Annotated in this window: 12 protein-coding genes and 1 other annotated feature; of the genes, 8 read left to right on the forward strand and 4 right to left on the reverse strand. The window is 37.9% G+C overall.

Annotated elements, in window-relative coordinates; all coding sequences use genetic code 11:
- Window positions 1-261: 261 nt before the first annotated feature.
- On the reverse strand, window positions 262-564 hold the full coding sequence (locus tag A5849_RS07435; RefSeq protein ID WP_002348368.1) for a helix-turn-helix transcriptional regulator: 303 nt from the start codon (window positions 562-564) through the stop codon (window positions 262-264).
- A 265-nt stretch (window positions 565-829) separates the two neighbouring features.
- Between A5849_RS07435 and A5849_RS07440 the strand changes: the two genes are divergently transcribed.
- The 5 genes from A5849_RS07440 (at window position 830) to A5849_RS14950 (ending at window position 4,578) form a co-directional block, all read left to right on the forward strand.
- Window positions 830-1,678: a sialate O-acetylesterase gene (locus A5849_RS07440; RefSeq protein WP_025478109.1), complete on the forward strand. Its 849-nt coding sequence runs from the start codon at window positions 830-832 to the stop codon at window positions 1,676-1,678.
- Between the two features lie 47 nt (window positions 1,679-1,725).
- Window positions 1,726-2,256 (forward strand): PadR family transcriptional regulator, encoded by a 531-nt coding sequence (locus tag A5849_RS07445; protein ID WP_179189222.1) that lies wholly within the window; start codon window positions 1,726-1,728, stop codon window positions 2,254-2,256.
- A 472-nt stretch (window positions 2,257-2,728) separates the two neighbouring features.
- A complete protein-coding gene (gene map, locus A5849_RS07450) occupies window positions 2,729-3,493 on the forward strand; it encodes a type I methionyl aminopeptidase (RefSeq protein WP_002348372.1) in 765 nt (254 codons plus the stop codon).
- Window positions 3,494-4,071: 578 nt separating this feature from the next.
- Window positions 4,072-4,200, forward strand: a complete 129-nt coding sequence (locus tag A5849_RS15190; RefSeq protein WP_002292046.1) for a hypothetical protein — start codon at window positions 4,072-4,074, stop codon at window positions 4,198-4,200.
- A 216-nt stretch (window positions 4,201-4,416) separates the two neighbouring features.
- A complete protein-coding gene (locus A5849_RS14950) occupies window positions 4,417-4,578 on the forward strand; it encodes a hypothetical protein (protein WP_002306511.1) in 162 nt (53 codons plus the stop codon).
- On the opposite strand, the gene A5849_RS07460 is transcribed toward A5849_RS14950, so the two are convergent.
- Window positions 4,566-6,350 (reverse strand): ABC transporter ATP-binding protein, encoded by a 1,785-nt coding sequence (locus A5849_RS07460; protein ID WP_002309025.1) that lies wholly within the window; start codon window positions 6,348-6,350, stop codon window positions 4,566-4,568. The genes A5849_RS14950 and A5849_RS07460 overlap by 13 nt on opposite strands.
- A 14-nt stretch (window positions 6,351-6,364) precedes the next feature.
- Window positions 6,365-8,086 carry an ABC transporter ATP-binding protein gene (locus A5849_RS07465; RefSeq protein WP_002309027.1) on the reverse strand — a complete coding sequence of 574 codons (1,722 nt, stop codon included), beginning with the start codon at window positions 8,084-8,086 and terminating at the stop codon, window positions 6,365-6,367.
- A gap of 98 nt (window positions 8,087-8,184) precedes the next feature.
- Here A5849_RS07465 and A5849_RS07470 point away from each other — a divergent pair, with 98 nt between their 5' ends.
- The 3 genes from A5849_RS07470 (at window position 8,185) to A5849_RS07480 (ending at window position 11,619) form a co-directional block, all read left to right on the forward strand.
- Window positions 8,185-8,946, forward strand: coding sequence for a MerR family transcriptional regulator (locus A5849_RS07470; RefSeq protein ID WP_002348373.1), 762 nt, complete (start codon window positions 8,185-8,187; stop codon window positions 8,944-8,946).
- Window positions 8,947-9,070: 124 nt separating this feature from the next.
- Window positions 9,071-9,302: a binding site (T-box leader), on the forward strand.
- A gap of 92 nt (window positions 9,303-9,394) precedes the next feature.
- Window positions 9,395-10,531, forward strand: a complete 1,137-nt coding sequence (locus A5849_RS07475; RefSeq protein WP_002292037.1) for a 5-methyltetrahydropteroyltriglutamate--homocysteine S-methyltransferase — start codon at window positions 9,395-9,397, stop codon at window positions 10,529-10,531.
- Between the two features lie 77 nt (window positions 10,532-10,608).
- The gene (locus A5849_RS07480; RefSeq protein ID WP_086310026.1) at window positions 10,609-11,619 is read left to right on the forward strand and encodes an alpha/beta hydrolase; all 1,011 of its coding nucleotides are present in this window, start codon (window positions 10,609-10,611) and stop codon (window positions 11,617-11,619) included.
- Window positions 11,620-11,685: 66 nt separating this feature from the next.
- On the opposite strand, the gene A5849_RS07485 is transcribed toward A5849_RS07480, so the two are convergent.
- Complete coding sequence (locus tag A5849_RS07485) at window positions 11,686-12,720, reverse strand: LacI family DNA-binding transcriptional regulator (protein ID WP_002306521.1); 1,035 nt, start codon at window positions 12,718-12,720, stop codon at window positions 11,686-11,688.
- Window positions 12,721-12,750 lie beyond the last annotated feature (30 nt).

The raw sequence follows: 12,750 nt of genomic DNA on the forward strand, positions 1-12,750 counted from the left end.
TCAAGTGAATTTGCAATCGTATCTAAAATTCCTGAAACAATATATTGGGAAGTTCCCACTAAAAAACTAACGCTTGCCAAGATATAAATTTTCAAAGTATTAGACAAATGATGTCCCTCCTTATTCTTATGTTTTTACATCGATATATTGCTAATTATCGATATGTTTATTCAAAAAAATATATCGTGAATACTAACGATATATTTAAGCGGAGATGAAACTGAATCCCCCAAACAATGTAAGGAATTCAGCTTCACCCAGTTATCCCTTTTGCTTTAGGAACTCAGCGATCCCATTGATGGCCTCTTCATTTCTTTTGTAATAGGTATACTTCCCTATACGTTCAGCTTTTATAAGTCCAACTTGTAAAAGCATCGAGAGATAATGAGATGCCGTCGATTGCGTCATTTCTAATTTTTCTGAAATTTGACTAACGCATACCCCGGTTTTGTTCATATCAATCCCTTCGTGGGGAGTGAAATAGAAATCTGGTTCCTTCAGCCATTCTAAGATTTTCAATCTTGCTTCATTAGATAATGCTTTAAAAATATCTACTTGTTTCATACAATTCATTTTATCGAGAATTGTCGATTTTGTCAAGCGTGAATGTCAGATGGATGGCGGAATGGATCTTTGTCGCGTCAAAACTTAAGAGTTGACAATTAGTCTAATTAGACTATAATGTTTATAGGATATTCGTCTAATTAGACTATGATTATTTTTATAACTCAATAAAGTTGGTTGAAGCAGTCAATGAGTGGAGCATCTCTTCAATATTGATTGAAGCTTGAAAGGATTACTTCGAAAATGGAAAGAAAGGATGAAGAAAATGATTAAATCATTTTTAATGATAGGGCAATCGAATATGGCAGGACGAGGCTTTATCAATGATGTACCTCCAATTTATAATGAAAGGATTAAAATGTTACGTAATGGGGGATGGCAAATGATGACGGAACCCATTAATTATGATCGCCCTGTTTCTGGAGTCAGTTTAGCTGCTTCCTTTGCAGATGCATGGTGCAATGTAAACCGAGAAGAAACGATTGGCTTAATTCCCTGTGCGGAAGGAGGAAGTACACTTGATGAATGGCATGTAGATCAGACTCTTTTTAGACATGCTATAACAGAAGCAAAATTTGCTATGGAGAATAGTGAGTTAATAGGAATTCTTTGGCACCAAGGAGAAAGCGATAGTATGAATGGGAAGTATAAAGTCTATTACCAAAAATTACTTGCCATTATGAAGGCTCTTAGAAAGGAATTAAGTGCCCCCAATATACCGATCATTATTGGTGGCTTAGGAGATTTTCTAGGTAAAGAAGGGTTCGGGAAAAATTGTACGGAATATAACCTCATCAATCAAGAATTGCAAAAATTTGCTTTCGAACAAGATCATTGTTATTTTGTCACAGCCGAAGGTTTAACATCTAATCCTGATGGTATCCACATTGATGCAATTTCGCAAAGAAAATTTGGTTTACGATATTTTGAAGCTTTCTCTAATAGGCAGCATATATTAAAACCATTAAATAATGAAAATGAGTTGATCAAGCTTAATTGTGATCGACCACATACACAAACAGAAAAAATATATATGGAAAGCCTAGAATTGGCGTTGGGAAAAATTTCCTATCCTGAATTTGAAGCTCAACTTAAACAAATCTACAAGAGGTAAACTTTAGCATTACAGAATACCAATTCAGAGTCTAAAGAGGTGTTTTTTTGATTCCACTACTAATTTTAGGTTTATTAAAACAAAAACCAGGTTCTTATGGTTACGAATTATTAGCATTAATGGAGGAGCGTCACTATAAATATATAGTAAATTATACGAAAGGGTCCTTCTACTATAATCTTCAACAATTAGAAGAAAAGCAATATATTAAAAAAGTCGATCAGCTAGACAATACTAGAGAAAAGCATAATTATATCATTACTGAACGAGGAAACAAAGAATTCGAAAAATTAATGTTTAAGTATGGCTCTAAGACCGATTATATAAATTTTTCTTTTTATGCAGCGATGTTATTTGCTAACGAATATAAAAAAGAGGAATTTATAAAGCTAATAAAAATACAAATTGAACAAACGAAAAAGAAAATTTTTTTATTAGATCAAACACTTCAACATAATGAAGCTATCCCTACTTATTTTAAAAAGATGTTGGAAAATTCCCGTTCTCATCATGTCGTAAACGTGCAATGGTTTGAAGAATTATTAAAGGATACTACTAGTGAAAGCACATCTAAATAACCGAACACACCCCAGAAAGAAGACATCTAGCTATTATGAAGCTTGAGGAGGATTTGTTTTGCTGAGGTCTATCGTTATCAAAGAAATTGAAAGCAAATGGACAGAATCTATCTTTCTAAAGAGAATGAAGGGAAAAGGGATAGTTGGTATATAGCTTTTTTAATATCAAAAGGGAAGATGCCATGAGGATATTAGAGCGTCCATTCGAGAAAACGGATTTTTATCAGAGCGAAAAGAATGTTATATGATATTTATTGATCTGCTCCAACGGACGACGCTCTCCTAAAAAAGCCATCGTATACTGCTATGTTTCCTAGGATGAAAAGAAGAAATCTTCTTCTTTTTTGGACTGTAGAGAAATAAAAAGGCTACTCGGCATTCTTGCTGAAAACTTCGGTAGAAATATGGGAAATTAAATCAGTTTGAAACTTTGTAACAAAATCTTATAAAAATTTGAAAGCGGGGAGTACACATGATTACCTTAAAATCTAAAAGGGAAATTGAGTTGATGGCTGAATCTGGATCGTTATTAGCCGATGTTCATATCCATCTACGAGATTTTATCAAGCCAGGAATTACCAGTTGGGACATTGAAGTTTTTGTGCGTCATTACATCGAAAGTCATGGAGGAGTTGCTGCCCAAATTGGATTTGAAGGTTATAAGTATGCTACATGTATCAGTGTGAATGATGAAATTTGTCACGGATTCCCCAAAAAACAAGTCTTAAAGTCAGGTGATTTGGTTAAAGTTGACATGTGTGTCAATTTAAATGGCGCGATCTCGGACTCTTGTTGGGCTTATGTAGTAGGTGCAAGCACACCGGAAGTTGACAATTTGATGGCGGTAACTAAAAAGGCTCTTTATCTTGGAATCGAGCAAGCACAGGTTGGCAATCGGACTGGGGATATTGGTTATGCCATACAAGCTTATGTAGAAGCACAAGGGTATAGCGTCGTACGAGATTTTATTGCTCATGGCATTGGACCTAGTATCCATGAGGAACCTTTCTTTGCTCATTATGGGACACCTGGGAAAGGGGTTCGCCTGAGAGAGGGAATGGTCATCACGATTGAACCCATGGTGAATGTGGGTGATGGGCAAGTAAAGATGATGTCTAATGGATGGGAAGCAAGAACTCTAGATGGCAGTTTAAGTTGTCAATATGAGCATAGCTTGGCAATCACGAAAGATGGGCCGTTAATTCTAACATCTCAAGGAGAAGAAGGAACTTATTAAACGAAATATATGATTTACAAATCGGCATTAATGGATAAGGATTGAAAAGTATTTCTATTTTTTGGAGCATATCGATGAAAGATTGTCGGACGCGTAACCGACAGAAGTTAGATAAGTTGTTTGTTATCATAACATAAAAATTTTTATTGACAATGATGACAATCCGATTTTTGAATGTAGTGTGCAGCTGGTTGATATGATTATTTTGCAAAGATCCTTTTGGAGAAAATGAAGTAGATAAATCCAAAGTGAGTTGATTTATGTTATATTAGTGTGCATTTTGTTTAGTTCTTTCTGGATTAAATGTTGGGACATTAGCGGCAACCGGTGCTCCTTTCCTTTTACCCAATAAATCGCATGAAAAGAACGATTTTTCGTAATTTCATGCGATTTTTTCTAGGGACTTATGTCACAGCTCCTTTTCGCAATCAGTACGATTGGTAGATATGTTCCCGTCTACCGATAGCGCCAAAAACACCATGGATATGTTTCCGAGAACAGACATACTCAAATGACATCAATTCTGTCCTCTCAAGACATATCGAATTAGTCGCTTCATTCGTTAAAGGAGAATAAAAATGGACCAAAAAGAAAAAATGAAAGAATTGATCAAAAAGAAACAAGGTGGAGGTCGATCCAAACAAATGGAAACACCTAAAAATGATCGTAAAAACATGAGAAAAGGCCCTAAGATCTTTAATAATTAATATGGTTAAAAAAGGATGTGGAACGATGATCTTGATGATCGTTCCACATCCTTTCACTATTTAAATCCTCCTATACTTCGTTTCATGTTCTTGACAATAATATAACCTAAAAAAGACAAAGAAAGAGTGAACAAAATGCCGCTTTACTCCACGTTTTTTGGTAATTCAAACGGCTGTTCATGAAAAAGTCGTTGAAAATGAGGGGTGAAAAAAGTCATGATGACAAAAGAAACAAGAAACGTAGCTGCATTTAGAAAAGCTACGTTAAAAAAACTCATGAAAGCCATCAGAATTGCTTCCGCCTTTTATACGTGTTTAGAGCGTGAGACAAAAGTGTTCTTTACTTTTGTCCCACGCTCTTTTGGCTATGCTACCTGAAATTGACTATTATAAAGGCTAGCATAAAGCGTTGGTGCTTGGAGTAATTCAGAATGCGTTCCTTTTTCGACGATATCGCCGTTTTTCATTACAAGGATCATATCTGCATTTTCAATCGTTGACAAACGGTGGGCAATGACAAAACTTGTCCTGTCTTTTGTCACAGCCTCCATTGCTTGCTGGATCAATGCTTCTGTTCGTGTATCTACACTAGAAGTTGCTTCATCTAAAATAACGACAGGGGGATTTGCCAGAATGACCCGTGCAATTGTTAATAATTGTTGCTGCCCTTGAGATAACGTACCATTTTCGCTAGAGATGATTGTATCATATCCCTCTGGCAGTGTTCGAATAAAGTGATCACATTGCGCGATTTCAGCCGCTTCGATAATTTGTTCTCTCGTGGCATCCATTTTCCCATAGGCAATATTATCGGCCACTGTTCCTTCAAACAGCCAGGTATTTTGTAAGACCATCCCAAAAGAACGGCGTAGTTCTCCACGCGAAAGCTTAGTAATATCGCAGCCGTCAAATTCGATCTTTCCTTTATTCAGTTCATAAAAACGCATCAGCAGATTAACTAAAGTCGTTTTTCCTGCACCAGTTGGGCCAACAATCGCCACAGTTTGTTTTGGTTTTACTGAAAAATCAACTTGATTCATCAATATTTTATCTGATGTGTAACCAAATTGTACATTTTTGAAAGCTATTTTTCCTTTCGGTTCTTCCAAAAGTTTTGCTTCTGGTAGGTCCGGAATTTCATCTGTTTCATCTAATATTTCAAAGATCCTTTCGATTGCAGCCATTGCGGATTGGATCGAGTTGATCACATAAGAAGCAGTGGAAATTGGTTCAGAGATCTGATTGATGTACTGAAGGTAAGCTTGTAAGAAGCCAATCGTCACACCGCCAGAAAGAACGAGTATAGCACCGAATACCGCACTTATGATGAAGGCAAGTTGATTGATGAAACGGATTGCCGGATAGATGGCAAAGTTCATAAATTGAGCACGTTTAAAAGCATTGTATTGTTTTTTGTTTACTTCATGTATAGAAGCCTCTGCACGAGCTTGCTGATTGAATGTTTTGACTACTAGATTACCAGCTAAGATTTCTTCCATCCGATTATTCAAGACACCTAGTTCATATTGGTTTTGTTCAGAAATCTGTTTGTTTTTATTCGCAATTTTAGTTGTAACAATTGAACTTCCGACGATCAGCAATAAGACGAGCAAAGTAAGCTTGCTTTCGATATAAAACAGCATTAGACCAGCAGCAACTATTGTTACCACAGAAGTGAAAAATTGATTGATACCTGTCAATAACACTTGAGAAAGCTGATTGAGTCCGGTAGTCGTCCGACTGATGATGTCGCCGACTTGATGATTATCAAAAAACGACATCGGCAATGTTTTGAATTTTTTTGTGATTTCTTTTCGTACCCTCAATGTGATCTTTTCGCTTAATGCTGCCATTGTACGTTCTTGGATAAATGAAGCAACACTGCTTAGGACTGAACAGCCGATCAGCAATAAGACAGGGAACAGCAATGCCTGTTTGATATCACTGAAAGTAAGCTGTCCAATACCTGTTTTTCTTATTTGCGACAACAAATCATCAATCCCAATTCCCATGATCAGGGGCATGGCTACAACTAATAGGTTGCCCAATAAACTGCATAGAAACAATCCGTAAAAATATTTATGTTCAGGTTTGATCATTTTCCAAAAACGTATCAAAGCGTGTGTGTTCAACGTTTTTTTCTTTTCCATCGAATCCCTTCTTTCTATATTCCTTGTGATTTGGCAAACTCTTGATATGTTTGACAATTAGACAATAGTTCTTCATGAGTACCTTGTCCTACGATTTTTCCTTCATCTAAAACAATGATGTTATCTGCTTGTTGGATCGTACTGAGCCGTTGAGCAACAATCACGAGAGTTTTCTCCGACATGTGTTTATGGAGTGCTGCCCTTAATGCTGCGTCTGTCTTATAATCTAAAGCGGAAAAACTATCATCGAATACATAGATTTCTGCTGGTTTGATCAATGCTCGAGCAATGCATATCCGCTGTTTCTGTCCGCCAGAGTAATTAGAACCACCTTGAGCAACAAAGCTATCTAATCCATCAGGAAGAGTGTCCACTAGTTCTTCTAATTGGGCGACCTTGATCGCTTTAGCCAATTCTTCTGGTGAAGCATGTTCATTTCCCATCTGCAAGTTGCTTAAGATCGTACCGCTGAATAAGAAGGCTTTTTGAGGGACATAACTGATGTGGGAGCGGATCTGTTCCTGCGTCATTTGAGTAAGAGGAATACCACCAAGGGTCACTTTTCCTACCGTAGGATCACTTAGTCTCAAGAGAAGTTTTGCTAAACTACTTTTTCCAGATCCGGTCCCACCAACGATCGCCGTTGTTTTTCCTTTAGGTATTGTAAAATCAATATCTTCTAGAACTGGATCAGAAGTTTCAGTATATTTGAATGTGACATGTTTAAAAGCAGCTGCATTTGTCTGATCAAAGGATGGTTTAGCAACTGTTTGGATCGTCTCTTCTTTAATTTCGATCTCTGCTTCGAGTATTTCTTCTATCCGTCGTAAAGAGGCGAATGATTTAGGGATAATGACCAGTACCATGGCTGCAATCATCAAATAAGCAAGTGTCAGCATAGAGTATTCCACTACCGCGGTCACGACCCCGATCTGTAACGTCCCGTCTGCCACAAGATTTCCGCCAAACCACAAAATAGAAGCATAAACGATTCCCATGAGTAAAAAAGCAATTGGAGTGACCCAAGCAAAGATTCGGTTCACTTTGATCATTTGACTAGCATAATCTGCAAAGGTCTGATTCGTTCGCTTTTCTTCATATGATTGATTATCAAAGGCACGGATCATATTGATCCCCGTAAAGAATTCTCTCAATGTGATGGTGATCCGATCCATTTTTGGTTGGATACTCAAAGATAAAGGCGTTCCTCGTTTCATCAGTCGGTAAACGATCCATACGTAAAAAACAACAGAGAATAATGTAACCCATGTAAGCAATAGAGAATAACGAAACATCATGAGGATGGTGAAAAAGCAAATAACTGGTGCTGGTAAAATCATTTGGCAAAATAAAACAATCATTTGCTGGACATTATCGACATCATTCGTCATTCTTGTCAAAAGAGATCCAGAACTGAAACGGCTGATATCCTTCATTGACAGTTGTTGGAATTTACGGAAATATTTCTCCCGTGTCTGGAAACCAAACCGAGCGGATGCCAATGCTGAAAAGTAACTAGAGGCAACTGCAGCAATCGTTCCTAGAAATGCTACAAGTAGCATTTCAACGCCGATTTTCTTGATAACAGAGGCTTCGCCACTTGCTATACCTGTGTCGATCAGTTTGGCTACTAATTTTGGTACACCTAATGTACCGGCGATTTGTAAACAGATCATCACAAAGGTAAGGAGAGCGAGTCCTTTGTTTTGCTGTAAGAATTTTTTTAAGATAGTCATATTATTCCTCCTTTTTCCTGATACTTTTCGATTCTATACCTTCAAGTAGCTTGAAGGTCAATAGAAAAAAGAATAAACTGGAAAAGAGGTGAGAAAAAATGAAAAAAATGTACACGATCGGCCAAGTATCGGAACTGTTTGATTTGCCAAAATCAACGATTCGCTATTGGGATGAACAGGGACTGATCCGGTCAAGCAGACAGGAAGAGAATGATTACCGCTTGTTTGATATCGATGATATTTTTATGCTTTATGATATCGTTTTTTATAGAAAATTAGATATACCGATCAAGCAGATGAAGAATTTATATGGTAAAACGTTGACGGAGTTATATGAGACACTTGATGAAACAGAAAAAAGAATCCATAAAGAACTATTGATAATGAAACAAAAACAGAAAGAGATAAGGGCGCGAAAAAAACAGTTGAAATTGATGATCGATACAAACGAGGAAGAATTTCCTATAGAAGAGATCCCTTTTGACTGTATGATCTCAACGGAATTTGAAGATATTGTGGAAATAAAACAATTTCTACCAAACTATTCGAGTTTTGGAATGATGAGTATGCCAGCTTCCAGTTCGCAAACGATGTACGGCTTTTTTATCGACCCCAGTGACATACATTTATTTTCCCAAGATGTGATTTGGAAGAAAAAAGATACGACTATTTATCGCCGGTTTTTATTGAAATCTGAGATGAACCATGCGGAACGTAATAATATCTTAGAAGTCAGAGAAACAATGCATGTAAAAGGGTGGGAAACAGGAGAAGTGATCGGACAATATCTATTGACCAATACGGACGAAAACAATATCAGAATTGAATATTATCATGCATGGATGGAAATGAAAAAATAGGAAAGAAATATTTAGGATAAGTGGATTGAATGGATGAAAATGAAATGAGAGAGAAATCGCTCGATTTTTTTTATTGAAAAAAGATTGACAAAATGAAACGAAAGTGGGATATTAATTAGCAAATAATGAAGCGTTGAAGAGAAGAGTAGCTGATCGGAAATAAGTACAGAGACCTTGGTAGGTGAGAGCAAGGATTGTTTGGTCAGTGAAGATGAGCTCTGAGTTTTTTGGATTGTTCACGCAATCTAAACGGTAAAGCGACCGATAACTCGCCGGGTATACAATCTGTACCGATGAGGCATTATTTGTGAGAATAATGCAAATAAGGGTGGTAACACGAAGTATTCGTCCCTTTTGTCGTTCAACGGCAAAAGAGGCGGGTACTTTTTTCTTTTTTTGAAAAGCTTCTTACGCTTTGTTAAAACATGATTATTGGAGGAGATTTTTTATGACAATTCGAACAACATCACCATTTCGCTATGACATCGTTGGGAGCTTTTTACGTCCTGAAAAATTGAAAGAGGCAAGGACTCGTTTTACTGATGGGGAAATCACACAAGAAGAACTTCGAAAAGTAGAAGATGAAACAATCATCGAATTGATAAAAAAACAAGAAGGAGCTGGTTTGAAAGCTGTTACTGATGGAGAGTTCCGTCGCAGCTGGTGGCACTTGGACTTCTTTTATGGGTTGAATGGCGTGGAATTTTATGTGCCTGAACATGGCTATTTCTTTCATGGAGAAGAGACACGTCCTGGTACAGTGATTGTGACGGGGAAAATTTCTGGTACGAACCACCCTTTCGTCGAACATTTTAAATTCACTCAGGCACATACAAGTCAAGGCATCGAAGTGAAACAGACAATTCCTGCTCCAGCTCAAATTTTAGTGGAACTACTTCGTCCGGATATATTACCCCATGTTCGAAAAGTCTATGAAGACAATCAAACATTGATCAAAGATATCATCGCAGCTTATCGTCAAGTGATCGACGACTTATATGAAGCAGGTGCGCGGACGATCCAGCTAGATGATTGTACATGGGGAGTATTAGTTGCACCACTTCCTAAAGGGTTTGCGATGGATGAGGGAAAAGATGAAAAAGAAGTTCGTCGGGAACTAGCAAATCTTTATTTAACGATCAACAATGCAGTCTTAGCTGACCAGCCGGATGATTTAACACTCAATACACATGTCTGTCGCGGGAATTATCATTCTACTTGGGCAGCATCGGGGGGCTATGACGACGTAGCAGATCCATTATTTACTCAAGAAAATGTCCGTGCCTATTATTTAGAATACGATAGTGAACGTGCTGGGAGTTTTGCACCTTTAGCGAAAGTTTCCGAAGATAAATTAGTTGTATTAGGCTTGATCACAACGAAAAGTGGTGAACTGGAAGAGCGCCAGCAAGTGATTGACCGGATCTACGAAGCGACACGATATCTGCCTTTGGATCGTTTGTGCTTAAGTCCTCAATGCGGATTTGCTTCAACAGAAGAAGGAAATATTTTGTCTGAAGAAGAACAATGGGAAAAGATTGCTTTTGTCAAAAGCATTGCAGAAGAAGTTTGGGGGAACAATTAAATCATGCAGGAGAGCTTGCTAGGAAAGAACACTATGGTATAATCAGAATGCTTAATATTAATTTCTGAGGGAGACTTATGAAAAAGAAAATTCTTAAATTTATCGGATGGTTCTTCGGAATCATTCTTGGGATCGCGTTTGCAATCTTTCTTGCCTTCCAGCTTTCCCCCAGACCCGGAGCATTCTTGATCAACCATATGTTTTCAAATACTGTTCAAATCATCGATCAGAAAACGTTCAATCAAGCAGAAAAAAACGTGGCGAAAAAAACAGATTTGACGTACGAGTCCAACTATAAAGAGAATACGTATGATATCTACTATCCAAAAAACAGCAAGGGACCTGTTCCTGTTCTGTTTTGGGTACATGGTGGAGGGTTCGTCGGCGGAGATAAATCAGGTGTCAAGGAATTTGCGACAAAATTAGTATCAGATGCCAACATCGCAGTGGTTGCGATGAATTATGAATTAGCGCCTGATTCAGAATACCCTAATCAAGTTCTTCAAGTGAATGAGCTGGTCAAAGATTTATTAGCTGAAGGCGACGACAAACTGCTAGACATGGAACAACTATTTTTTGGCGGCGATAGTGCAGGTGCACAAATCGCTTTGCAATATGCAGCTCTACAAACAAATGAAGCGTATGCCAAACAGATGAAAATCAAACAGGTACTTCCAAAAGATAGTTTGAAAGGAACCATTTCTTATTGTGGACCCGTTGATTTAAAGCTAACAGCACAGCAACATTCGGATGATCGATTTATGAAGTTCTTCGTCAAAACCGTTGCATGGTCGTTGATTGGAACAAAAGATTGGAAAACGAGCGAGCAACTGAAAGAAGCTAGTGTGGCTGACCATGTTTCTAAGGAATTTCCGCCAACGTATATAACTGACGGAAATGCTTACTCCTTCCAAGAGCAAGGTCAAGCATTAGAAAATCGGTTGACAGAATTAAAGGTACCCGTGCAATCCTTGTTTTATACAGATACAAAAAAAGAGATTACCCATGAATACCAATTTGATTACACGCTAAAAGAATCGCAAAATTGTTACCAGCAGACATTGGATTTTGTGAATAAGTATAAGTAAGAGGTTGTGAAAAAGCCGTTTAGTTTTGAGTATGAAGAAACGAAGCGGCTTTTTGCAACCTCTCTTTTAATACCTTTTTGTTCTTGGGATAAAACTTTCCCGAACAATCAATCGTGCAGGATAAGTCAAAATGATTGGTTCGTCCCGTATTCCGTCAATTCGCTCCAATGCCATTCGAACAGCTGCTTGCCCAATTGATTTCGCATTGATTTGGACACTGGTCAAGCCAGGGGAGAGGTTTGCGATTGTCTCGATATTATCAAAGCTTGCTACAACAATCTCTTCTCCAATTTGGATATTTTTTTGTTTCAATGCCCGATAGACACCGATTGCCATTGGATCGCTCCCGACAAGAATGGCAGTAGGAAGAGGGGATTCATTTTCTAATAGATCAGTCGCAAGTCCCTCACCTTGTTTTTCTGTCCAGCCACCTAGACGATAAGACATATATTTTTCTAAGTGATGATCGATCATAAAATGCTGATAGGCACGCATTCTCTTTTCGTTTATAGAAATCTGCTTCCCACCCAGTTCATCCATATCGACTTTATACCCCCCGATATAGGCTATTCTTTTATGGCCATTTTCTAAGAACAATTCCAGTACGGTTTTAGTCATCCGTTCAAGATCTGCATAAACCATATCGACCTCTTGCTGGATGTCAGGGTTATCCACGACGACTATTTGCATGTTTTGTTTTAATAAGGCGGTAATCGATTCTTTCGTAACGGTCCCAACAACGATCACCGCACCTAACTGATCTAGATCTTCCCATTGTTTAGGATTATCAGATAGATTATAGATTCGATTCATCCCTAAATGCAGACGTCGAGCTTCTTCTTCCATCCCTACTCGCAAATGTTTGTAATAGATATCCTGTTCTTCGCTCGCTTTGCCGATCGTAGAGATCACACCAATCGAAGGCATTCTCTTTTTGATATATTTTCGAGTACTGATATCATAATCCAACGCAGCTGCTGCCTCTACTATTCGTTGCCGAGTAGCCTGAGCCACATGGATCGTCTGATCGTTATTCAACACGCGGGAAACTGTAGCAGGAGAGACATTTGCCTTTCGTGCGACATCTCTAATTCCAACCATTTTTACACACTCCTCAAAAAAACAAAAAAT

The organism is Enterococcus sp. 10F3_DIV0382, assembly GCF_002140245.1.
In the GTDB taxonomy this organism is placed as follows: Bacteria; Bacillota; Bacilli; order Lactobacillales; family Enterococcaceae; genus Enterococcus_B; species Enterococcus_B lactis.

Coding starts and splice junctions, on each gene's coding strand:
- A5849_RS07435 (WP_002348368.1), bottom strand. CDS start 564: ATGAAACAAGTAGATATTTTTAAAGCATTATCTAATGAAGCAAGATTG.
- A5849_RS07440 (WP_025478109.1), top strand. CDS start 830: ATGATTAAATCATTTTTAATGATAGGGCAATCGAATATGGCAGGACGA.
- map (WP_002348372.1), top strand. CDS start 2,729: ATGATTACCTTAAAATCTAAAAGGGAAATTGAGTTGATGGCTGAATCT.
- A5849_RS15190 (WP_002292046.1), top strand. CDS start 4,072: ATGGACCAAAAAGAAAAAATGAAAGAATTGATCAAAAAGAAACAAGGT.
- A5849_RS14950 (WP_002306511.1), top strand. CDS start 4,417: ATGATGACAAAAGAAACAAGAAACGTAGCTGCATTTAGAAAAGCTACG.
- A5849_RS07460 (WP_002309025.1), bottom strand. CDS start 6,350: ATGGAAAAGAAAAAAACGTTGAACACACACGCTTTGATACGTTTTTGG.
- A5849_RS07465 (WP_002309027.1), bottom strand. CDS start 8,086: ATGACTATCTTAAAAAAATTCTTACAGCAAAACAAAGGACTCGCTCTC.
- A5849_RS07470 (WP_002348373.1), top strand. CDS start 8,185: ATGAAAAAAATGTACACGATCGGCCAAGTATCGGAACTGTTTGATTTG.
- A5849_RS07475 (WP_002292037.1), top strand. CDS start 9,395: ATGACAATTCGAACAACATCACCATTTCGCTATGACATCGTTGGGAGC.
- A5849_RS07480 (WP_086310026.1), top strand. CDS start 10,609: ATGAAAAAGAAAATTCTTAAATTTATCGGATGGTTCTTCGGAATCATT.
- A5849_RS07485 (WP_002306521.1), bottom strand. CDS start 12,720: ATGGTTGGAATTAGAGATGTCGCACGAAAGGCAAATGTCTCTCCTGCT.